The organism is Roseovarius sp. EC-HK134 (assembly GCF_902498815.1).
GTDB classification, from domain to species: domain Bacteria; phylum Pseudomonadota; class Alphaproteobacteria; order Rhodobacterales; family Rhodobacteraceae; genus Roseovarius; species Roseovarius mucosus_A.
Window position 1 is genome coordinate 131,250 of the sequence record NZ_LR701544.1, and the last position, 21,244, is coordinate 152,493.

Here is a 21,244-nt window from a genome sequence, read left to right on the forward strand (position 1 = left end):
TGCCACGCCAAGGGCAAGGGCCAATGCAGCCCCCTCAACTGCCGCGATAGGTCGTGTAGCCATAGGGCGAGAGCAGCAGGGGCACATGATAATGCACCGCTTGCGTCATACTGAACCGGATTGGGATCAGATCGAGAAAGCCACTCTCTACGCCCATGAGACGCAGATACTCGCCTGCATGAAACAGCAATTCATAGGGTCCGGCGGCAAAGTCGGCCTCGGTCAGAATAGGTCCATCGGTTCGACCGTCCGCATTGGTGCGCCTTTCACAGAGCAGCACCGGCCCGCTATCCGTGATCCGGCTCAAGCAGATCAAAAGCCCCGGCGCCGGGCAGCCGCGCGCGGTATCCAGCACATGTGTCGTCAAATAGCCTGACATTTCGGGGGCTCCTTGCGTGACATGACGAACGATGTCTGTATCTCCTTACGGAACGGCCCCAAGATCAACCCCAGAAATGCCGCAAGCCCATGTCGAAGGAATGCCCGTGACCCAAGACCGCCCCTCGCAAATGGACCGTGACCGCTTCGTTGCCCAATTTGGCGGCGTGTTCGAGCATTCGCCGTGGATAGCCGAGCGCGCCTATGATCTGGGAATATCCCCCCGCCATGATAGCGCTTTGGGCCTGCATGATGCCTTGTGCCGTGTCTTTCGCGACGCAACAGAGGTGGAGCGGTTAACTGTGCTGCGCGCGCATCCCGACCTTGCGGGCAAGCTGGCACAGGCACGGCGGCTTACTGCTGCCTCGAGCCGTGAGCAGGCCAGCGCAGGGCTCGATGCGCTGACCGATGCCGAGCGCGCCGCGTTCGAGCGCCTCAATGCCGCCTATATCGCGCGCCATGGCTTTCCTTTCATCATCGCCGTGCGCGACCATGACAAGGCGGGGATCAGAGATGCTTTTGCCCGCCGCGTCGATCAAGACAGCGCCACGGAACAGGCCGAGGCCTGTCGTCAGGTGGAGCGTATTGCCTTTTGGCGGCTGCAAGACATGCTGCCGTGACGCAGGCCGCATCCGCGCCTGACACGTGAAGACTAGGATCAGCCGCCGCAAATCTCCTGCAAACGCAGCCAATCGGCATCGCTGAGCAAGGGCGGCGGCGGCGCGGTGCCGGCAAAGGGGTCTGCCTCGATCAACGTGACCGTCGTTTCCCCGGTGATGTCCTCCGCATAGGCATAAGGGCGTGCGCGCACCTGCCACTGGGCAAACCCTGCCAGCATTGCATCAGGGGCCACCGCCTCGGGCGCATCGCGCATCAGGCGTTCGGCATGGGCGCGCAACACATCGTCGGGCAAGAGCCCGGTTGCCAATAGTCGCAGCGTCGCCGACAGCCCCCCCTCTTCCAACAGCTTGGACAGGGGGTCATGCGCCTCTGCGCGTAGATAGGCGGCGATGATGTGCCCCGCCAAAACATCGGGCTCGTTATGATCCTCAACCAGATCGGTATTGATCAGCACCGCCCCGCCCGGCAGGCGCAAGGCCCCTTCGATACCGCCGCGCACCACCAGAAACTCTGCCGCGCCTCCCGCGCGTGACGGGAGGCGGCGCGCCAGCTGCGCAAGGGCCGCGGCACCGCCCGGCCCCTCGCAGACCGGCCCGGTCACCCGTTGCAGATGCCCCAGCAGCGCGCGGCCGATCTCGGCCCGCTTGACCATCGGCACCACCTCTAGCGCGTGCTGCCGCGCGGCCCCCGGCAGCCAAAAAAGCACCAGCGCCGCAACCGCCGCCACACTTGCCAGCATGCCAACCAGCCTGAGCCGCCCCGGTTTGGGTCGTTGCCGCGCCACAGCGCCGCGCAATGTCTCGATGGCAGCGATCATGTCGGCCTCGTCCTCGGCCAGTTCCAGCGTCTCGCCGGGATCACCATCGGGGTTATAGATGGCCGGGTATTGCCCCGGATTGGCGCGCGCCACCGCCGCGATCGACCAATGCGCCTGAACCCGCTCGCGCATGTCGGTAATTGTCAGTGTCGCCTCGCCAACAGAGACGATCACATCCACCCGCTGCGCGTCCGGATTGGCCCGCCAAAGGCCCGCCGCCTCAAGCCTCTGATATCTGGTCAGTGCCGTCTTTTTCATGTTCCGGGGGCTGCCTGCCTTTATTTCCAGCACGCTAGCACGCCGGGGCAGAGGCGGGCAATCGCAAGAGTGCGACGCCATGACGCCGGATTTCGCGCGCCAGTCGGGATGATTGCGCCTATCTGCGCCCGCAACGGGCGTTGGACGGCAACAAACCGTGCGACAATCCCCGCACGGTTGCCATGGGCCCCCACCTTGACTCAATTATTATGTACAAGCATATTGCCGCTAAGCCCCTTTGAAAGGAAAGACGCACGTGCCAGCCTCCGCCACCGACAGCGTTGTCTCGGTGCATTCGGGCGAAAGCCCCCTTGTGCTGGCCATGCCCCATGCGGGCACCGACCTGCCAGCGGATATTGCAGCGCGGCTCAACGACACCGGGCGCGCACTCAGCGATACGGATTGGCATATCGACCGGCTCTATGATGGTCTCGTGCCAGAGGCGAGCGTGGTCGCCGCGCGCTTTCACCGCTATGTCATCGACGCCAATCGCGATCCGTCTGGGGCAAGCCTTTATCCCGGACAAAACACCACGAGCCTAGTCCCTTTGACCGATTTTGACGGTGCGCCCCTCTGGTCCACCCCCCCGACCGAGGCCGATACCGCAGAGCGGCTTGCCCAATTCCATGGCCCCTATCATGCGGCACTCAGCGCTGAACTTGACCGGGTACAGAGACGGCACGGCTTTGCCATCCTCTATGATTGTCACTCGATCCGCTCGGAAATCCCGTTTCTCTTTGACGGGCGGTTACCCGATTTCAACATCGGGACCAACGACGGGGCCACCTGCGCCCCAGCACTTGCCGCCCTGACAGAGCGCCATTGCCATGCAGCATCCCGCTACACCACCGTCACCAACGGACGTTTTCGCGGCGGCTGGACCACGCGTCACTATGGCCGCCCCAAGGACGGGCTGCACGCCATACAGATGGAACTGGCGCAAGCCACATATATGCACGAAGCGGCCCCGTGGGACTATGCCCCAGACCGCGCTACGGATTTACGCGCTGTGCTGGCCCCGATGCTGCGCGAGATTGCAACGCTCGATCTGAGCGCTTCGCACGCCTAAGCCCTTGCCGGTAACAGCCTTGCCTTGGCAGGGCGGTTTGCATAGCCTGATCGCAGTATTCCTTGTGAATGCTGGCTACAATGCGGGGAACACGCAGGACTGCGCCCTGCCAAATCAGGGAGAAACAGATGCAACAGCTTGTCAGGGGCGCACGCGGCCTCATCGTCGGGGCGGCGCTTGCGGTCGGAATGGCCACGGGCGCGCTCGCACAGGACCTCAAATTCTTTACCATCGGGACCGGCGGCACCGCCTATACCTATTACCCGGTGGGCGGCGTCCTCGCCAATGCCATCTCCAAACCGCCCGGGTCGCGCCCCTGCGAAGAAGGCGGAAGCTGCGGTGTCGAGGGCCTCATCGCCTCTGCCGTGTCGTCACGCGGATCGGTGGACAACGTCAACGCAATCATGTCCGGCCTGCGCAACTCCGGCTTTGCCCAGTCGGATGTAGCCTATTGGGCCTATACCGGCACCGGCACGATGGCGGGCCAGCCCCCCGCCGAGAAACTGCGCACCATCGCAGCGCTTTTTGACGAGCATATCCACCTCGTTTCCCTCGCCAACAGCGGCATCGAGAGCGTCAAGGATCTCGCGGGCAAGCGTGTCTCGCTCGACGAGCCGGGATCGGGCACCTATGTTGATGCGGGTCTTATCCTTGAGGCCAATGGCCTCTCGATTGACGACGTGACCGCCGAGGCGCTCAAGGGCGATGCCGCCTCCGAAGCGCTGCGCAACGGCAAGATCGACGCCTTCTTTGTTGTCGCAGGCTATCCGGCAGGCTCTTTGGTGGAACTGGCCTCTGCCGCCGATATCAAATTGGTGCCCATCGCAGGCGAGGGCGCGGCAGAATTGACCGCCAAATATAACTTCTTCTCGCAAAGCGCGATTCCCGAAGGGGTCTATGAAGGGGTCGGCGCCACGGAAACCGTCTCGGTCGGGGCACAGTGGTTCACCTCTGCCGATGAAGACCCCGACCTGATTTATGAAATCACCAAGGCGCTCTGGAATGAAAACTCGCGCATCCTTCTCGATGTGGGCCATGCCAAGGGCACAACGATTACCCTCGACACCGCGATCAGCGGCGTGGGCGTTCCTCTACACGACGGGGCCGAACGCTTTTACAAAGAGGCCGGGCTGATCAAGTGATCCGCCGCGCCTGACCCCAAATCCCGGCCGCCGCACCCCGGTGGCCGGGATTTCCTTTTCGCCCCCCACAGCAGGACAGACCCTATGGCCGATCCCGACCTCACCGCCGAAGAGCTGCACGAGATCGAACGCAAATACGATCCCGAACTGGCGTTTCGCCCCACCGGGCGCGGCATTGCCATTCTGGTCTCGGTCAGCCTTGTGGCGATGTCGGCCTATCATTTTTACGCCTCGGGCTTTGGCCTTGTGCGCGAAGTGCTGCACCGGGGCATTCACCTGTCCTTCGTGTTGGGCCTCGTCTTCCTGCTCTTTTCATGGCGGCGCAGCACCAGCACAGCCTTGCCCGCGTCAACATGGTATCGGATTTCCGGCGTGCCGCTTCTCGATCTGGTTTTTGCAATCATGGCGGTGGCGGCGGCGATGTACCTGCCTCTCTTGCCCCCTGCCGCGCTCTCGGTCCGGGTTGGCAACCCTTCAGAGCTGGATGTGCTGATGGGCACGGCCCTTTTTGTGCTGACGCTCGAGGCTACGCGCCGCTCAGTCGGTCCGACCCTGCCGATCATCGCACTTGTGTTTGTGGCCTTCGCCATTTTCGGCCCCTACGCCCCCGGCGCGCTCAAACATGGCGGGGCCAGTTGGGAAGGGTTGATCAATCACCTCTACATGACCAACCAAGGCATCTACGGCATCGCCATCGGTGTGATGGCGCAATATGTGTTCCTCTTCATCCTCTTTGGCGTGCTGGCCACGCGCATCGGCCTTGGCCAGTTGTTCATCGACCTCGCGATGGTCATCGCTGGCCGTTACGCCGGTGGCCCGGCAAAGGTGGCGATCTTTTCCTCGGCCTTCATGGGGACCATCTCGGGCTCGTCCATCGCCAATACCGTGACCACCGGAGCGCTCACCATCCCGGCGATGAAGCGCGTGGGCTATCCCGCCCATTTTGCAGGCGCGGTCGAGGCCACTTCGTCGACCGGCGGCCAGATCACCCCACCGATTTTGGGCGCAGCAGCCTTTATCATGGTGGAATATCTGGAAATCCCGCTGCGTGACATTCTGGCGGCGGCCCTTTTCCCGGCCATGCTGCACTATTTCGGCATCTTCATCATGGTGCATCTTGAGGCGCGCAAGCTGGGCCTGCGCGGATTGCGCGCCGATGAACTGCCCAAGGCGGGTTTGGTGCTGCGCCAGCACTGGCTGTCGATCATCCCGCTTGGCATCCTTGTCTACCTGATCCTCAGCGGCAAATCGCCGGATTTCGCCGCTGTCTATGGTATCATCGCCTGTGTCGTGGTGGGCATTCTCAACCCGGTCAATCGGTTGACGCTGCGCGACCTGTGGCAGGCCTTGGCGGACGGCGCGCGCAACACGCTGGCTGTGGGGGCCGCCGCCGCCACGGTGGGCGTGGTCGTCGGCGTTGTAACCCTCACCGGCGTCGGCTTTCGTCTGGGCTATGTGGTGGTGCAAACCGCAACCGACATGGGCGCAATGCTCAGCGAAATGTGGTTGCTCAGTTACTTCAGCCTGCAACAATGGGCGCTCTTTGTTTCGCTCATCCTGATCGCGGTATCCTGCATCATCATGGGCGCAGGCATTCCAACGACAGCCACATATATCATCCTTGTGGCGGTCGCAGCGCCTGCCCTCGCGCAGTTGCAGGTCGAGCCACTGGTGGCGCATTTCTTTGTCTTCTACTACGGCGTTCTGGCCGACATCACACCCCCTGTGGCGCTTGCGGCCTATGCGGCGGCAGGCATCGCCGGGGCCAATCCGTTTCGCACTGGCAACACCGCGTTTCGTCTTGGCATCGCCAAGGCGCTGGTGCCTTTCGTGTTTGTCTATTCACCCGCTCTCTTGCTGGTGACGGATGGGTTCACATGGTCCGCCTTTTCCATCACCTTGATAGGCGCGATTCTGGGGATTGGCGGGCTCGGAGCAGCCTTTTCCGGTTATCTGCTTGCCCCGATGCGCGGATGGGAACGTTGGGCCGTGGGGCTGACCTCGCTTTTCTTCATCGCGCCGGGGCTTACGACCATGGCAATTGGCCTCTTGCTCTGGTCACCCATCCTCGTCTTGCAATGGCGCAAAGCGCGCCTCAGCGCGGCATTGCCCGAATGAAAGCCCCGCAAAACCCCTATGACGTGGACGGCTTTCACGCCGAGGCGATTGCCGCCGGGCGGCATCGTGACGTGGTGGGCGGACGGTGGGAGGAAACCGGACGAGTGCAGATGGCCCTTCTTCGCGATGCAGGCCTCTTGCCGCATCATCACCTGCTGGACATCGGCGCGGGATCATTGCGGCTGGGATGCAAGGCGGTGCCCTATCTCGAGCCGGGGCATTACTGGGCCACGGATGCCTCGCGCGCCCTTATGCTCGCAGGGCATGCGGCAGAGCTGACAGACCCCGCACGCCTCAGCCCCGGTCACCTGATCGAAGATACCCGGTTCGACTTTCCCGGCGTGCCGGGGTGCATCACCCATGCCATAGCGTTTGCGGTGTTCCCGCATCTGCCCATGGCGCATCTGCGGCGCGCGCTGACCAATCTGCGCCGCTTTGACCGGCTCGAGGCGTTTTTCTTTACCGTCTTCCTTGCCCCGGACGCCACGCATGCCGCCACAGCTTATCGTCAACCGGACGGCGTTGTGACCCATGACACCCGCCCGCCCTATCACATCCTGCCCGAGGATGTGGACCATATGGCCCATGTCACCGGCTGGCAGGCGGCGCGCAGCCCCCTGCGCCTACCGCGCGGTCAGGTGCTCTATACCGCGCGGCCGATCCGTTGACTTGCCGCCGCTGCATTTTCTTGCGGCATATTATTTTTGCATCTGTTAAGGTGCTGCAAACCCGAAAGAGGTCGGAATGAGCAGCAAGCCCGAAATGAATGATGCCCTGCGCGAACATATCATCGCGCAACCAGATCTGATCCTCGAGGATCAAGATCTGATGCGTGCCCTGATCGCCGCCAACGAGCGGGCGATGGGCGGCAATATCGTGGACCTGCGCGGCATTGCGATGGATAGGCTCGAAGCGCGGCTTGACCGGCTTGAAGACACGCATCGCTCGGTGATCGCGGCGGCGTATGAAAACCTAGCGGGCACCAATCAGGTGCATCGCGCCATCTTGCGCATGCTTGACCCTGTCGAATTTGAAACCTTCCTACGGGATCTTGGCGGCGAAGTGGCGCATATCCTGCGGGTGGACGCCGTGCGCCTCGTGCTCGAATCCGTGCAAAATGACAGCGATCCCGCGGTGCGCCGTCTCGGCGATGTTTTGTCGGTCGCTGAACCCGGCTTTATCAGATCCTATCTCATCGGCAGTCGCGATGTGCCCGCGCGTCAGGTGACCCTGCGCCAGATTGAGGAGGGTGACATGCGCGTCTATGGCCGCGAGGCACCCTATCTGCGCTCCGAGGCGTGCCTATTGCTCGATTTCGGTGCAGACCGTCTGCCCGGCATGCTCGCCATGGGGGCCGAAGACCCGCATCAGTTCAGCCCGCAACAGGGCACGGATTTGTTGGCCTTTTTCGCGGGAGTTTTCGAGCGCACCATGCGCCGCTGGCTGTCATGATCTCAGAGGCCGCCCGCGACGCGCTGTCGACATGGCTGGCCACGCAAAAGGCGCTCAAGGGGGCCGCCGCCAATACAATTGATGCCTATGCGCGCGATGTTGGCGACTTCCTGCGCTTCATGACACTGCACAATGGCGAAACACAGGGCTTGGGCGCGCTCTCTCGCATCACCACCTCTGACATGCGGGCCTGGATGGCCCATACCCGTGGCGGCGATGTCGGGCCTCGCTCGCTCGCGCGGAAACTCTCGGCGGTCAAGAGTTTCTATCGCTGGCTGTCCGAGCGCGAAGGGTTTGAACCAACCGCCGTTCTCGCAACACGTTCGCCGAAATTCCAGCGCAAATTACCCCGCCCCCTTTCGCCCGAAGCGGCATCGGACATGATCAATACGCTCGACGCGCAGAGCCTCACGCCATGGATCGCCGCACGGGATCAGGCGGTCGTGACCCTGCTCTATGGCTGCGGGTTGCGGATATCCGAAGCGCTGAGCTTAACCGGCGCAGACCTGCCGCTGGGGCAGGTTTTGCGCATCATTGGCAAAGGCGGCAAGGAACGGCTGGTGCCGGTGATTGAGCCTGCCCGCGCGGCGGTGGCACAGTATGCCCGCCTCTGCCCCTATGACATCCCTCGCAATGGCCCACTTTTCTTGGGCGCTCGCGGCGGTGCGCTCAGCCCGCGCCTGATCCAGAAGGTTATGGAACAGGCCCGCGCGCAGCTTGGCCTGCCCGCCACCGCCACGCCCCACGCCATGCGCCACAGCTTTGCAACGCATCTTTTGAATGCGGGTGGCGACCTACGTGCCATTCAGGAACTTTTGGGGCATGCCTCGCTCTCGACCACACAGGCCTATACGGGCGTTGACACCGCCCGACTGATGGAGGTCTACGCCCGCGCTCATCCGCAGGGGGGCGGGTAGCGCCGGCATCACTTGGCCCCGATCAATACCCGTATTTCGCGATGCTCTCACCCTCGGCCCGGTTCATAACCACGCCCAAGAGCGGCGTATCCGAACCAAACCGCGCCTTCACATCGCGGATATGCTGCGCGGTCGTGCGACCGCCGCCAACCACGATCAGCACCCCGTCAAATTGCGGGCGGAACCCCAATACATCGTCGTAATAGAGTGCGGGCGGCATGTCGAAAATCACCACATCCGGGGCAAGGTGGTGATACATATCCTGCAACACCTCACCGGTTTCCGGCGCATGCAGAATTTCGGCGGCATAGGGCTCTGCCCGGTCATTAAGACCCATGGCGAGGGTTTGACCGATATTGAGCAGGTTATCCTCAGGACAGGTCAGAAAGCGTTGCAACGGGATATCCCCGCTAAGAAACCCGGCCATGCGACCGGGATCGGGCTGGCCCAGGGTTTGGGCCAGCGAGGGGCGCCGCAAATCCATATCCATCAGAACGGTGCGCACACTTGATTGCCGCGACAGGCTGATCGCGAGATTGGCCGCAACAAAGGATTTGCCGCAATCGGGCGTGGGCGACGTGATCGCCACCCGGTGCCAACCATGGGCGCGCAGCGCCGCCAAGAGTTTGGTGCGCAGCACGTCAAAGGCCACATGCGCAGGATCCTCACGCGTGGCGGAAATGAGCCGGTGCTTGGCCAGATGTTTGGGATCAAGCACGACACGGCGCAACGCAGGCCAAAGCAAGGCTGCGGGGCGCGAGTCTGCCGGGGTCTCCAAAGCGGCCAAAGCAACCGGCTCAGGCTCAGGCTCAGGCTCAGGCTCAGGCTCAGGCTCAGGCTCAGGCTCAGGCTCAGGCTCAGGCTCAGGCTCAGGCTCAGGCTCAGGCTCAGGCTCAGGCTCAGGCTCAGGCTCAGGCTCAGGAATGTTCAGCGATTCGGGGCTTAGGGCAAGCGGTGCCTCTTCTTCTGTCGGCTCCGCCACTGGCATTTCAGGGAAATGCGCCGCGTTCTCTTCTGCCTCAGCCTCTAGCGCGGCCCGGCGCGCAGCGCGGCGGCGCATATATTCTTCATGTCGCGTCAGGCTCATGACCACATCCCACGGCACAGCCCCGCGCCAAGGCGCGCGCCTGTGTATCTGCTAAGGATGGCCTGTCCTGCCATTGCAAGGTCTCCTGCCCGTTGGAACGGGTATGCCCAGAGATTCCGGCAACAATGCGACCAAAACCGCAGGATTATATGCCCCATCTCCTTGTTCAGAACCCAATCAGCCCGGCACGGTCCACGGCCTCTTGCAAGAATTCTTCGCGGTTCGACACCGGTTTCCAGCCCAACAGCGCCTTGGGCTTAGCGTTGTCGAACTGCGCGTAATGCGCCCGCGATTGCCAGTCGCGCAACGAGGCCCGGATCACACCAGGGCGGCGCAGGGCATAGGTCTTGAGCGCCGATTTGACCGCATCCGCCGCCCACATCGCCGTCAGATTGCCCGAACTCACGCGAATTCCCGCACCCAACCGCATATGGATGGCATTAAAGTATGTGCGCGCTGTCAGGGGAACATCGCCGACGAGGTTAAAGGACTGCCCCGGCGCGGCCACACTTTCGCCCATGCGGATCAGCGCGTCGGAAACGTCGCCGATCAGAACGAAAGGCAGGGGGTTATCCCCCGTCCCCCAAAGCCGCACAGCACCGGCCCCATGCCAACGCCCAATGCCCCAATGTTGCAACGGACCGCCATGCCCCACCACAATACCCGGTCGTGCGATGGTCAGTGGCAGGCCGTGATCACGCTGCATCTCCAAAAGCCGCCGCTCGCATTCCGCTTTGGAGCGGGCGTAGAGATTGCGGTCGGTCATATCCTGCGCGAAGGGCGTCGATTCGGTGATGACCGTCTGCGGGTTGGACATGTCATAAGAGGCAATCGTGCCGGTATAGACGAACCGCGTGACCCCCGCAGCCAGTGCTGCGCGCGCAATACGGTCCGATACGGCAACGTCATTTTCCAGACAGTCCTCCCACGTGGTGCCAAGCGCGCGGGCGAGGTTGTAAACGACGTTGATCCCCTCCATCGCGCGGCACAGCCCTGCCTCATCGCGCAAAGACACCGCGCAGGTCTCGACAGTCTCGGGAAGATCGTCAAACGGGCCATGCGAACCGCGCGACAGCACCCGCACATCCTGCCCGCGCGCCACCAAGGCGCGCGTCAGGTCACGACCCAGAAATCCCGTGCCACCGATCACCAACGCCGTGGGCTTTGGATTGCGCTGCGCCTTGGGCGGTGCCCATATCTCGCGGCCCTGATTGGGCATCACCGCAAGAGCCGCATCAATCGCACGCATGACACCCTCTGCGGCCATGCCATCAAACCGCGGATCAAGCGGCTTACCCTCGCGAATGGCAGTGTAAAACGCCTCAAACGTGCCAACAAACCCAAGCGCATAGGGTGATTTGCGATTGAGCGATCCGATCTGGCGCGCAGCATTGCCCACACCTTCGCGCAGGTGGCCCCAAGCAGCGCCCATCTGGCGCAAGAACGGGTTGAGCACCAGATCAGCGGTGTTCTCATGGGTTACAGTCAGCACATCGGCGGCGTAATCCAACCGCGCAAGACCCGAAGACCCACGTAGCGTGACAGAACGATCATCAACGCTCTCAACCAATTGCAGGTTAAAGGCGATATCAACGCCGCCCGCCTCTGCCGTGATCCGCCAGCTTTGCGGTCGTATGCCGGCCCCCGGTAGGGTCACAGGCTTGCCCAGATAGACCCCGGAAACTGTGACTGAACCAAAAAGGTCATGCGCAAAGGCAAAGAGATGCGGCCCAAGCTCTAACAACAGATTACGAGGTTCGCGCAAGAGCCAGAGACCATAAGGGCCAGAGCGCAAAGGGGCCAATGGCAAGGCCCAGGTGATCTCGGCGCTGGAAATACGACCCAAGTCGCCGCGCCCGATCTGCGCCTTGAGGCGTTGATAGCCGGGCAGCCCAAGGAAATTGTGCCCGGCGGCAAAATGGCGGTTTGCCGCCCGTGCAACACTGGCAATCCCGGCGGTCTCTTCGCCCGAGAGGGCCACCGGCTTTTCCACCAGCACATGCAGCCCCGCCGTCAGACATTTGCGTGCCAGCACCGCATGGCTATCGGGAGGCGTAAGGATATGCACCGCCTCGACCGCGCCGCTTGCAATCATGTCATCGAGCGCGGCAAAGGCCCGCGCCCCATGCGCAGCAGCCAAGGCCTCGGCGGCGGAGGTCGACAGATCACAAACCGCCGCCAGCCGCGCACCCGGCGTCAGCTTGAGCGCCTCGGCATGCCAGCCCGCGATATAGCCCGCGCCAATGAGACCTACGTTGATTGCTTTACTCATCACAGGTTTCCTTACTTATACTCGATAATTTGCATCGTTGCGCCGCGCCATTTGCGCAGCTTGTAGGTCAGCATGCCGATCAGATTTGGAAATTTGGACAGGCTGAGGAAAATCGCCTGATGCAGCGCGCTTCGCGTGTCCATCCCCGAGGTGCGCAGCCCCTGCACCGTCTTGGCATAGGACATCGCATAGGCCGACAAAACGCCGACCAGCAATGGAAACCAGAAAAGCCCTGCCACCGCCAGCAAAGGCAGGGCCAGCCCATAAACCCAGACCCGCGTGCGTTCCCGCGCAAAGTAGCCGGGGTGCAATTCTCCCACCTGAGCAAAGCCATGGCCCGAGCGCACTGCCCGCTGCCACCATTGGCCAAACGTCCGCATCGCAGCATCGTGCCGGGTCATCGGTTCGGCCAAGCGGATCAGCCGCCAACCCGCCTTGCGCAGACGTTGGCAGAATTCTTCATCCTCAGAAGCGATGATTGTGCCGTCAAAGCCGCCAACACCTTGAAAGGCTGAGACCCGCAGCAACATATCGCCGCCGCAGGCTGTGATCTCACCCGCAGGCCGGTGCCATTCGTGATCGCACAGCGCATTGTAGACCGAGGCCTCAGGGTAGATTTCCGACCGCCACCCGGTGACAAGGCCGATGCTGTCATCCGCCATCAGCGCCGCCGCAGCCCGGTCGATCCAGCCCGGCACCACGATGCAATCGCCGTCGATGAATTGCACCGCGTCGGGCAGGTCTGTGGACAGTGCGGCAAAGCCCGCGTTGCGTGCCCGCGCCGCGGTAAAGGGCGTCATTGTATCCAATTCGACCACCTCAGCCCCCGCCGCGCGTGCCGCCGCCACGCTGCCATCGGTTGAGCCGCTGTCGACATAGACCAACCGCAGCCCCTGCCCGCTGAGCGACGCAAGGCTCGCCTCCAATCGCGCGCCTTCATTGCGGCCAATCAGGACAACGGCGATTCTCATTCTTGCCCCTCCGGTCTGAGGTGTTTGGGGGGCACGCCCACTGCATACCCCTCAAAGAGAGCAGCCAGCCATGCCGCCTCGATGTCCGAGGCGAATTCGGCTTGCACCCGTGCGCGCCCAGCCACGCCCATATCGCGGCACAGATGGGCATCATAGAGAAGTCGCCCAATCGCCATGCGCAGGGCATGAGCATCACCCGGCGGCACCAAAAGACCGCTCACCCCATCCTCGACCAGCTCTGGCACGCCTGCAATGCGGGTTGTCACGACCGGCACCCGCGCCGCCATCGCCTCCATCAACACGACTGGCACGCCTTCGGCAAAGCTGGGCAGGATCAAGGCCGTCGCCGTTTGCAGCAGATCCGCCACCTCGGCCTGTGACCGATAGCCCGCAAACGTGATCCGCGATGTAAGGCCCATTTCGCGGGCGCGCCGCTCTAGTTTGCTGCGCTCTGGCCCATCCCCCACCAACGTCAGATGCAGCGCGGGATGATCGGCGCTCAGATCACGCACCGCGTCCAGCAGCATCGGAACGCCCTTGACCCCCGCCAGCCGCCCCACAAACAAAAGCTGCGCCGGTTCAGGCATAGCGGGGCGCTCATACCGCGCCGGATCAACACCGCAATGGACGATATGCAGCTTGCCCCAATGCTCCGGATCGGAAAACGCCATGGCCTGAGAGCGGGCGAAATGACTGATACAGGCGACGAAACGCGCGCGCGCAATCTTTTCATCCAGCCGCCAGCGATAGGGCTCATAGAAAATATCCGGCCCGTGCAGCGTGAAACTATAAGGAATACCCGACATTTCCGACATGAGCATCGCCACGGTGCAGCTGGATTTGGCGATATGATTGTGCAGATGCGTCAGCCCACGGGCGCGCAGATGCTCCGCCAGAACGGCGGCTTCGGCAAGATAGATGAACTGGTAAAGCGTGGCTTTGATCCCGCCGGGGCTGGTGCGCCATGCCAAACGCAGCGCGCGCAGCCATGCCCCCGGCTTGCGCCACGCCGCCAGATGCGCCGCGATCAGATGCCGGGGCGAAAGGGCGGATTCGAGGACATGAAATGTTCCCACGGCCTCGGTCTTCTGCTCGGGTCCGGTGTGATGCTCTGGCCCCGTGCGCCGGATCGAGCATGTCTCGACAGTCAAGCCTCGGGCGCGCAGGGCCGCCACTTCGCGCTGAATAAAGGTATCGGTGGCGCGGGGATATTCGCCGGTCAGATAGGCGATGCGCAAGCTCATGTGGCGGCCTTTGTTGCGCGCAGAAACGCGGTGTCGAAATCATCCTGCGGCACCCAACCAAGCGCCAGTTCTGCCGCTGCGATATCATAGCGGAGCGGCCGCATGCGCGCACGCAGCACGGCGGGGCGCAAGAGCCCCGGCAGCCGCGCACCCAAAGGCGAAAGCAACCACGCCAAAGGCAGAATAAGCCGCCAGTTGAGCGGCACCACATGGCGCGGCCAGCCCGTGCGCCGCAGGGCGGCCACATACCGCGCCCGCGTCGGCAGGTCCGCGCCCAGAATATTGAGCGCGCGCCCCTCGCCCGGTGCCTCTGCAGCCAATGCAAAGGCGCGGGCACAATCGGCCAAAGAGACAACCGGCACCTCACCGCCCTGCTCCATCAGGATCAAGGCGCTGCCGATACCCGGCCCCAAATGGGCATTCATCACCCGCCCCGGTCCAAGGATCGCACCGGGGCGCAAGATGGTGTGCCGCAGACTACTCTCGCGCAACATCGCCTCTTGCGCCAGCTTGGCACGGGCATAGGCATCACGCTGCTCAGGGTGGTCTTCCAGAGGCGTCGCCTCGGTGACAACGCCCATTGCATCGGCGCTATAGACTGCGATCGAACTCGACAGCACCAGACGCGGCGGCAGGGGCTGTGCCTGCATCGCCGCAATGAGGCGGCGTGTGGCGTTCAGCGTGTCACTGGTTTGCACCGCCCAATCGCCCGAGAGCGCCCCGGCCAGATGAATCACGCAATCAACGTCCTCGAAAAACCCGCCCAGATCATCCGTCGCCAGATCGACATCGGCGCGCGTTAGGCCGCGCACCGCATGCCCGCGCGCACGCGCCTCGGCCATAACCGCGCGGCCCAAAAATCCGCCTGCCCCCGTCACGATCAGATTCAGACCCATGAGGCAACCTCCATCGGGGCGCAGCGGCTTTCGATCTCGACCACACCGCTTGGACCCTGAAGCGCCAGCGTCACCTCGGTCAGATGCAGCGCCATGGCATTCGTCAGCCGACAGGCCCGCCGCTCGGCCAGTGCCCTTAGCATCTCTGCGGGGCCGAGGGCGAAATTCATCGACGCCGCCCCCCACCGCCCCACCTTGGGATGCGACGGCCCACGCGCGCGGATGCGCCGCCCGATAGGATGCTCGATCAGCCTGCGCCGCAAGGTGAACCGCCGGTAAAACCGCACTGCCGCAGCATTGTCCCAGACCTCACGCACCTGAAGCACACCCTTGTCGCCAAAGATACGTAAACGGTGATCATGACTGCCCACAATTGAGCAGGTCAGCCGTGTCACCGGGCCATTTTCAAAGAAAAGCGTGGCCACCGAAACATCAGGCGCACCGCTCGCGCCGGGTTTGTCAGGGATCACCTCGGCAGAGGCAGACACGACCCGCGTCACACTGCCGAACATCGCGATCAGCCAGCTGAGCACATAGCCTGCATGCTCCAGCGTGCAGCCAACTGCGAATTCATCGGCATAGGGCCACGCCGCGCCACTTTCGCTCTGCCATTTGGCGTAGGGGGCTTGCGGGATAAAGCCATCATCCATCTCGGCATAGATCAGTCGGGGCGTGCCCGCCACACCGCGCCGCACGGCTCCAATCAGCACCTGCGCTGCCTCGCCCAGCACGGACGAGGGCGCAGAAGCCAGCATGAGGCCGCGCGCCTCCGCCAGATCATGCAGCGCGCGGGCCTGCGCCAATTCCAGTGTCAGCGGCTTTTCGCACCAGACGTGATGGCCCGCCTCCAGACAGGTGCGGCTCACGGCAAAATGCGCCGAAGGGTTGGTGAGGTTCAGCACGACATCGCCGGGGCTAAGCCGCGCCAAGAGGCTCTCAAGCGTTGGCGCACGCGCAACGCCCCAATGCGCTGCAAACGTCGCGATACGGGCTTCGTCATGGTCATGGGCGGCGACCACGGCAATCTCGGGATGGGCCGCGAGCGAGCGCATATAGAGATCGGCAACGAATCCGCACCCCACCAGCGCCACACGCCCCAGCTTTGCCTCTCGGCTGCTGTTCCCTTTGCCCTGTGCCTGCATCATTGCCCCTGTATCTCGGCCTTCGGTTAATCACAGGATCATGGCGAGAATCTGACCATTTCCCTACAGTTTCAAGCCTTTGCGAGCCCGTGATGCAGCGCGGGCACAGTCGCCCTCCGCAGCGCCGCGAAAGCCGCGCAATTTCGCCCTAGTGTCACCAAGACCTGCGGTTCATATAGCATCAAACGCCGCGACTGTCGCAGGGGGATCGGGTGGAATTTCGCATTCAGGATGAGGTGATACGCATCGCGCCCCGCGATGCCTCGCGTCTGTTGTCGGTCCTGAGAGATCGGTTTCGTGCTCGGCGCGGCTTTGCTCTGGCGACGCTGAACCTCGATCATCTGGTGAAACTGCGCCAGGATTCCGCGTTTCTGGCGGCCTATTTACGGCATGATCTGGTGGTTGCCGATGGCAATCCGGTGGTGTGGTTGTCACGCCTTGCGGGGCGTCCCGTCGGGCTGGTGCCGGGCGCGGATATGGTGGTGCCCATGACGCGGCTGGCGGCAGAGGCCGGGGCAAGCGTGGCCCTTGTCGGCAGCACAGAGGCAGCCTTGCACGCCGCCGGAGAGGGGCTTTGTGACCGTGTTCCGGGGGTGGTGATTGCCGCACGCATCGCGCCGCCGATGGGGTTTGATCCGTTGGGCGCGCAAGGGACAGAGGTGATTGCCGCGCTGCGCGCCTCGGGCGCGGGGCTGTGCCTTTTGGCGCTTGGCGCACCCAAACAAGAGATTTTCGCCGCCCGCGCCCACGCCGCACTGCCGCATATGGGATTTGCCAGCATCGGTGCCGGTCTTGATTTCATCGCAGGCGTGCAACCCCGCGCGCCCCTTTGGGCGCGGCGTCTGGCGCTCGAATGGCTATGGCGGATGCTGTCCAGCCCACGTCGGTTGGTGCCGCGCTATGCACGCTGCGCGGCTATTCTGCCGGGGCTGATGGTTGCGGCGTGGCGCCTGCGCGGCTGACACTGCGCCGCCGTGGCCCCCAGAGTGCGGCCCCCCCCAGGATCACGCCCGACACCGTGGCGATCATCCCCGCCGCACTGACCGCGTTGTCATAGCCCAGCCAGAGCGGGCCATAGCCCGCCAGCACATAGCCCAAGACCGCCGATAGCGTGGCAAACCCTACGCTCCACGCCACTTGGCGACCCAGCCGGTCTGTCATCAGCCGGGCGCTCGCGGGGGGGCAGATAAACATCGCAATCACGATGATTGAGCCTACCGCGTCAAACGCCGCCACCGCCGCCAATGCCGCCACCGCAACAAGCGCCAGCCCCAAAATAGCCGTTGGAATGCCCATGGCGCGGGCAAACCCCTCGTCAAAGGTTGCAATCACAAGTGGCCGCCATAGCACCGCGATAAAGAGCGTCGTGCAGATCAGCACCGCCACCATACGGCCCAATTCGGGCGGCAAGCCCGCCAAAGCCACGGGATCGGTCAGCGCGCCCCAACCATAGCCATCCAGCCAGATCAGGCTTTCTAGATTGCCATAAAGCGCATGTTGAACATCGAGATGCACGCCGGACGCAGCACTTTGTTCCAAGAGCAGCACACCGCCCGCGAACATGGCAGTAAAAACCACGCCCATCGCCGCCCCCGGCTCGATCCGGCCGAGACGACGGATCGCCTCGATCAGGATCACAGCGACCAATGCCGCAGCCGCAGCCCCCAGCATCATCGGCCCGGTGGCGACCATGCCGGTCACGAGGAATCCGGCCACGATCCCGGGCAACACCACATGGCTGATCGCATCACCGATCAGCGCCTGCCGCCGCAACAGCAAGAAATTCCCTGGCAGCGCACAGGCCACCGCCGCTGCAATTCCGATCAGCAGTGGCGCGAGCGACAGCATGACGAAATCCTGCCCCATCACACCGCCCCCTCTGGCCCAAGCCTCCGGTCGAGTGCGGCGATCTGATCGCCCGTCAACACCTCGTCCAATGGGGTCAGACCATCATACCGCGCTGCCGCTGCCTCGAACGCCGGGTCCGAGCGCAGGATTTGCCAACGCCGCTCATCCAGCCGCGCCCGCGCCGCCATGGCACGCCCTGCCTCGGTCGCAACTCCATCGGCGCGCGCCAGACCCGCGCGGCGCATCAATCGCAGCGTCAGCGGCTCATAGACCGGCTGCCCCGCCGCCAGCGCCAAGAGACCTTGGCGCAGATGCACCCGCCGCTGGAACCGCAGATGCCGCAGCGCCGCTGCCAGCACACCGCGACCCGGCGCCATCAAGAGCGACAGCACGAAAAGCGCAAAGGCCGCCAGCACAATCAGCGGCCCGGTGGGAAGGTCAGGTGCCGTCGCGGAAAACGCCGCGCCGAGATAGCCAGCAACCCCGCCAACCGCGCCCGCGATCATCACCACATGGCCTGCGCGTTCCGACCAGAACCGCGCCGCCACCGGCGGGATGATCAAGAGCGCCACGATAAGCACAAGTCCCACCACCTTGAGCCCGGTCACGGTAATGGCCAGCGCAAGCCCCATCATCGCCAGATCGACACGCGCAAGCCGCATCCCCTGACCCACCGCATAGTCCGGATCAAAGGCCACCAGGATCATGGGCCGATGCAAGAGCCGCACCAGCGCCAGAACCACGACACCGCCAGCAGCAATCGTCAGCGCCTCGTCGCGCAGCATGCCGGCGGTAGCGCCCAACAAAAAGGTTTCCAGCCCCGCCTGCCGCCCCGCATCCATCACCTGCACCACCGTCAGCAGGACCACGCCAAAACCAAAGAACACCGACAGCACCGCGCCAATCGCGGCATCCTCATGCAACCGCGTGCGCGTTGTCAGCCATGTCACCGCCAAAAGACCAAGCACCGCCGACAGCGCCGCCCCCAGCATCAGACCGGGCAAAAACCGGCCCTCGCCACCCAGCGCCACCATCACCATGAACCCCAGCACGACACCGGGCAGCGTGGCATGGCTAATGGCATCAGAGACCAGCGCGCGCTTGCCGAGATAAAGGTAGGTGCCCGTCGCACCCGCGCCCACGCCCAGCATGGCAGCGCCCAGCGTGACCAGCGTGGCGTTATAACCCAGTTGCAGCGTGAGCGCGTCCCAGAGCATGCTCAGCCCGCCGCCGCCCCACCCATCTGCGCCAGCGCCAACCGTCCGCCATAGGCGGCTTGCAAATGATCGTGGGTAAACACCTCGGCCACCGGCCCTTCGGCAATGGCGGTGGTGTTGATGAGAAACACGCGGTCGAAATATTCGGCCACCGTGGCCAGATCGTGATGTACGGCAATGACCGTCTTGCCTTCGGCCCTGAGGCCATGCAGCACGGCGATGATTGCCTTTTCCGTTGCGGCATCGACCCCGGCAAAGGGTTCGTCCAGCAGATAAAGATCCGCCTCCTGCGCCAAGGCGCGCGCCAGAAACACCCGCTGTTGCTGCCCACCCGAGAGCTGCCCGATCTGGCGATGCGCAAAGCCCTGCATGCCAACTCGGTCGAGACAGGCCATGGCCCGAGCACGGTGGCTGGCCCGCACCCGGCCCAAGAGACCCAATTCGCGGGCCAGCCCCATCATCACCACATCGAGCACACGGGCCGGGAAATCCCAATCCACGCTGGCGCGCTGCGGCACATAGGCAATCTGCGCGCGCCGCTCTTGCAGCGGACGCCCAAGGCTTGTGACCTGTCCAGACAGAGGCCGGATGATCCCAAGCGCGGCCTTGAGTAGCGTTGACTTGCCTGCGCCATTAGGGCCGACAATCGCTGTCATCTGGCTTGGGTGAAAATTGACATCAACGGAAAAAACCGCAGGCTTCTCACCATAGGACACGGTTAGCCCCCGGATCGATAGCGGGCTGTCGGTATTGGGCGCGGGCCGTGTTCCGACCAGTTCCAATGGCATGATCATCCCCCTGCCGACAGATTGCCATCCATGCCCCGTGCTGGGGCAGTGCCGCCAAGGGCATTGGCAATGGTCGTCACATTATGGTCAATCATGCCCAGATAGCTACCCTCATAGGTGCCCGGCGCACCCATGGCATCCGAGAACAGCTCGCCACCGATGATCACCTCATGCCCCTCGGCCGCCGCACCTTCGATCAAGGCACGGATATTACGATCCGACACAGTGCTTTCGACGAAAACTGCGCGGATTTCACGACTGACCAGCAGATCGACGAGATCACGGATGCGCGCCAGACCGGCCTCGGATTCCGTGGATAGCCCCTGAATGCCCTCCACCTGATACCCATATGCTTGGCCAAAATATCCGAATGCGTCATGCGCCGTGACCAGCACGCGCGCAGGCTCAGGCACAGAAGCAAGCGCGCCAGTGGCGTAGTTGCCCAATCGCGCCAGTGCTTCTTTGTAGCGCGCGGCATTGCCGGCAAAGAAATCCGCATCCTCGGGCCGTTCGGCGCTCAGCGCCTCGGCGATACGATCCACAACAGAGGCCCACAACTCTGGCACCATCCAGACATGGGGATCAAAGCGCCCCTCGTAATCCTCATGCGCGATGCGCGCGGCCATGGGCACCGCCTCGCCCACCGGGACAACGGGCGAACGGGCGGCGAGTTTCAGCAAAAACTCTTCCATCTGCGCCTCAAGATAGAGGCCATGCCAGAGCACCAGATCGGCGCGCGCGAGGGCAGCGATATCGCTGCGGGTCTGACGATAGGAATGCGGATCAATCCCCGGCCCCATCAGGGCCCGCACCGCAACCCGGTCGCCGCCCACGACCCGCGCGGCATCGGCGATCATGCCGGTGGTGGCAACCACCTCGAGCGGGGCGGTTTGGGCGAATGCAGGGCGTGAGGCAAGGACTGCCGCGCCAATCGCTAGGCCAAGCGCGCGGCGGCGGGTCAGAGACGGAAAGGCTGTGATATGATGTGACATGAGAATGAATATGAG

The 21,244-nt window shown here is 63.5% G+C and carries 19 protein-coding genes and 1 pseudogene; 8 read left to right on the plus strand and 12 right to left on the minus strand.

Annotated features, from left to right (window positions below):
• Window positions 1-34: 34 nt before the first annotated feature.
• Window positions 35-379 (minus strand): hydroxyisourate hydrolase, encoded by a 345-nt coding sequence (gene uraH, locus GC127_RS04685; protein WP_151976765.1) that lies wholly within the window; start codon window positions 377-379, stop codon window positions 35-37.
• Between the two features lie 112 nt (window positions 380-491).
• On the opposite strand from uraH, the pseudogene uraD reads away from it, so the two are divergent.
• Window positions 492-998: pseudogene (gene uraD / locus GC127_RS04690) on the plus strand (2-oxo-4-hydroxy-4-carboxy-5-ureidoimidazoline decarboxylase); the annotation flags it as partial.
• A gap of 38 nt (window positions 999-1,036) precedes the next feature.
• Here uraD and GC127_RS04695 read toward each other — a convergent pair.
• Window positions 1,037-2,074: a hypothetical protein gene (locus GC127_RS04695; protein ID WP_008279360.1), complete on the minus strand. Its 1,038-nt coding sequence runs from the start codon at window positions 2,072-2,074 to the stop codon at window positions 1,037-1,039.
• A gap of 256 nt (window positions 2,075-2,330) precedes the next feature.
• Between GC127_RS04695 and hutG the strand changes: the two genes are divergently transcribed.
• From hutG to GC127_RS04725, 6 genes are all read left to right on the plus strand, one after another.
• Window positions 2,331-3,143, plus strand: a complete 813-nt coding sequence (gene hutG, locus GC127_RS04700; RefSeq protein WP_151976769.1) for an N-formylglutamate deformylase — start codon at window positions 2,331-2,333, stop codon at window positions 3,141-3,143.
• A 128-nt stretch (window positions 3,144-3,271) separates the two neighbouring features.
• Complete coding sequence (locus tag GC127_RS04705; protein ID WP_151976770.1) at window positions 3,272-4,285, plus strand: TAXI family TRAP transporter solute-binding subunit; 1,014 nt, start codon at window positions 3,272-3,274, stop codon at window positions 4,283-4,285.
• Between the two features lie 84 nt (window positions 4,286-4,369).
• On the plus strand, window positions 4,370-6,403 hold the full coding sequence (locus tag GC127_RS04710; RefSeq protein WP_151976772.1) for a TRAP transporter permease: 2,034 nt from the start codon (window positions 4,370-4,372) through the stop codon (window positions 6,401-6,403).
• Window positions 6,400-7,071, plus strand: a complete 672-nt coding sequence (locus GC127_RS04715) for a class I SAM-dependent methyltransferase (RefSeq protein ID WP_151976774.1) — start codon at window positions 6,400-6,402, stop codon at window positions 7,069-7,071. Before GC127_RS04710 ends, GC127_RS04715 begins: the two co-directional genes overlap by 4 nt.
• 76 nt (window positions 7,072-7,147) lie before the next feature.
• A complete protein-coding gene (locus GC127_RS04720) occupies window positions 7,148-7,855 on the plus strand; it encodes a DUF484 family protein (RefSeq protein ID WP_081507566.1) in 708 nt (235 codons plus the stop codon).
• Window positions 7,852-8,772 (plus strand): tyrosine recombinase XerC, encoded by a 921-nt coding sequence (locus GC127_RS04725; protein WP_151976775.1) that lies wholly within the window; start codon window positions 7,852-7,854, stop codon window positions 8,770-8,772. The genes GC127_RS04720 and GC127_RS04725 overlap by 4 nt, the downstream gene beginning before the upstream one ends.
• 22 nt (window positions 8,773-8,794) lie before the next feature.
• Here the strand turns inward: GC127_RS04725 and GC127_RS04730 are convergent, their stop codons facing one another.
• From GC127_RS04730 to GC127_RS04755, 6 genes are all read right to left on the minus strand, one after another.
• A complete protein-coding gene (locus GC127_RS04730; RefSeq protein ID WP_151992554.1) occupies window positions 8,795-9,859 on the minus strand; it encodes a CpsD/CapB family tyrosine-protein kinase in 1,065 nt (354 codons plus the stop codon).
• A 166-nt stretch (window positions 9,860-10,025) separates the two neighbouring features.
• Window positions 10,026-12,131, minus strand: coding sequence for an NAD-dependent epimerase/dehydratase family protein (locus GC127_RS04735; protein ID WP_151976777.1), 2,106 nt, complete (start codon window positions 12,129-12,131; stop codon window positions 10,026-10,028).
• 11 nt (window positions 12,132-12,142) lie between these two features.
• Window positions 12,143-13,102, minus strand: coding sequence for a glycosyltransferase family 2 protein (locus tag GC127_RS04740; protein WP_151976779.1), 960 nt, complete (start codon window positions 13,100-13,102; stop codon window positions 12,143-12,145).
• Window positions 13,099-14,346, minus strand: coding sequence for a glycosyltransferase (locus GC127_RS04745; RefSeq protein WP_151976781.1), 1,248 nt, complete (start codon window positions 14,344-14,346; stop codon window positions 13,099-13,101). The genes GC127_RS04740 and GC127_RS04745 overlap by 4 nt, the downstream gene beginning before the upstream one ends.
• On the minus strand, window positions 14,343-15,242 hold the full coding sequence (locus tag GC127_RS04750; RefSeq protein WP_151976783.1) for an NAD(P)-dependent oxidoreductase: 900 nt from the start codon (window positions 15,240-15,242) through the stop codon (window positions 14,343-14,345). The genes GC127_RS04745 and GC127_RS04750 overlap by 4 nt, the downstream gene beginning before the upstream one ends.
• Window positions 15,233-16,387, minus strand: a complete 1,155-nt coding sequence (locus tag GC127_RS04755; RefSeq protein WP_151976784.1) for a Gfo/Idh/MocA family protein — start codon at window positions 16,385-16,387, stop codon at window positions 15,233-15,235. The genes GC127_RS04750 and GC127_RS04755 overlap by 10 nt, the downstream gene beginning before the upstream one ends.
• A gap of 209 nt (window positions 16,388-16,596) precedes the next feature.
• On the opposite strand from GC127_RS04755, the gene GC127_RS04760 reads away from it, so the two are divergent.
• Entirely contained in the window at window positions 16,597-17,346 is a 750-nt protein-coding gene (locus tag GC127_RS04760) for a WecB/TagA/CpsF family glycosyltransferase (RefSeq protein WP_151976786.1), read from the plus strand.
• Here the strand turns inward: GC127_RS04760 and GC127_RS04765 are convergent.
• The 4 genes from GC127_RS04765 to GC127_RS04780 are packed head-to-tail and all read right to left on the minus strand — an operon-like array spanning window position 17,300 to window position 21,229.
• On the minus strand, window positions 17,300-18,250 hold the full coding sequence (locus GC127_RS04765) for a metal ABC transporter permease (RefSeq protein WP_151976788.1): 951 nt from the start codon (window positions 18,248-18,250) through the stop codon (window positions 17,300-17,302). The two genes, GC127_RS04760 and GC127_RS04765, sit on opposite strands and share 47 nt — an antisense overlap.
• Window positions 18,250-19,449, minus strand: coding sequence for a metal ABC transporter permease (locus GC127_RS04770; RefSeq protein ID WP_008279376.1), 1,200 nt, complete (start codon window positions 19,447-19,449; stop codon window positions 18,250-18,252). Before GC127_RS04770 ends, GC127_RS04765 begins: the two co-directional genes overlap by 1 nt.
• A gap of 2 nt (window positions 19,450-19,451) precedes the next feature.
• A complete protein-coding gene (locus GC127_RS04775) occupies window positions 19,452-20,243 on the minus strand; it encodes a metal ABC transporter ATP-binding protein (RefSeq protein ID WP_151976790.1) in 792 nt (263 codons plus the stop codon).
• Window positions 20,240-21,229, minus strand: coding sequence for a metal ABC transporter solute-binding protein, Zn/Mn family (locus tag GC127_RS04780; protein ID WP_151979639.1), 990 nt, complete (start codon window positions 21,227-21,229; stop codon window positions 20,240-20,242). Before GC127_RS04780 ends, GC127_RS04775 begins: the two co-directional genes overlap by 4 nt.
• Window positions 21,230-21,244 lie beyond the last annotated feature (15 nt).

Coding starts and splice junctions, on each gene's coding strand:
- GC127_RS04725 (WP_151976775.1), top strand. CDS start 7,852: ATGATCTCAGAGGCCGCCCGCGACGCGCTGTCGACATGGCTGGCCACG.
- GC127_RS04715 (WP_151976774.1), top strand. CDS start 6,400: ATGAAAGCCCCGCAAAACCCCTATGACGTGGACGGCTTTCACGCCGAG.
- GC127_RS04710 (WP_151976772.1), top strand. CDS start 4,370: ATGGCCGATCCCGACCTCACCGCCGAAGAGCTGCACGAGATCGAACGC.
- GC127_RS04750 (WP_151976783.1), bottom strand. CDS start 15,242: ATGGGTCTGAATCTGATCGTGACGGGGGCAGGCGGATTTTTGGGCCGC.
- GC127_RS04740 (WP_151976779.1), bottom strand. CDS start 13,102: ATGAGAATCGCCGTTGTCCTGATTGGCCGCAATGAAGGCGCGCGATTG.
- GC127_RS04770 (WP_008279376.1), bottom strand. CDS start 19,449: ATGCTCTGGGACGCGCTCACGCTGCAACTGGGTTATAACGCCACGCTG.
- GC127_RS04720 (WP_081507566.1), top strand. CDS start 7,148: ATGAGCAGCAAGCCCGAAATGAATGATGCCCTGCGCGAACATATCATC.
- GC127_RS04735 (WP_151976777.1), bottom strand. CDS start 12,131: ATGAGTAAAGCAATCAACGTAGGTCTCATTGGCGCGGGCTATATCGCG.
- GC127_RS04695 (WP_008279360.1), bottom strand. CDS start 2,074: ATGAAAAAGACGGCACTGACCAGATATCAGAGGCTTGAGGCGGCGGGC.
- GC127_RS04780 (WP_151979639.1), bottom strand. CDS start 21,229: ATGTCACATCATATCACAGCCTTTCCGTCTCTGACCCGCCGCCGCGCG.
- GC127_RS04755 (WP_151976784.1), bottom strand. CDS start 16,387: ATGATGCAGGCACAGGGCAAAGGGAACAGCAGCCGAGAGGCAAAGCTG.
- uraH (WP_151976765.1), bottom strand. CDS start 379: ATGTCAGGCTATTTGACGACACATGTGCTGGATACCGCGCGCGGCTGC.
- GC127_RS04730 (WP_151992554.1), bottom strand. CDS start 9,859: ATGAGCCTGACGCGACATGAAGAATATATGCGCCGCCGCGCTGCGCGC.
- GC127_RS04705 (WP_151976770.1), top strand. CDS start 3,272: ATGCAACAGCTTGTCAGGGGCGCACGCGGCCTCATCGTCGGGGCGGCG.
- GC127_RS04745 (WP_151976781.1), bottom strand. CDS start 14,346: ATGAGCTTGCGCATCGCCTATCTGACCGGCGAATATCCCCGCGCCACC.
- GC127_RS04765 (WP_151976788.1), bottom strand. CDS start 18,250: ATGGGGCAGGATTTCGTCATGCTGTCGCTCGCGCCACTGCTGATCGGA.
- GC127_RS04775 (WP_151976790.1), bottom strand. CDS start 20,243: ATGATCATGCCATTGGAACTGGTCGGAACACGGCCCGCGCCCAATACC.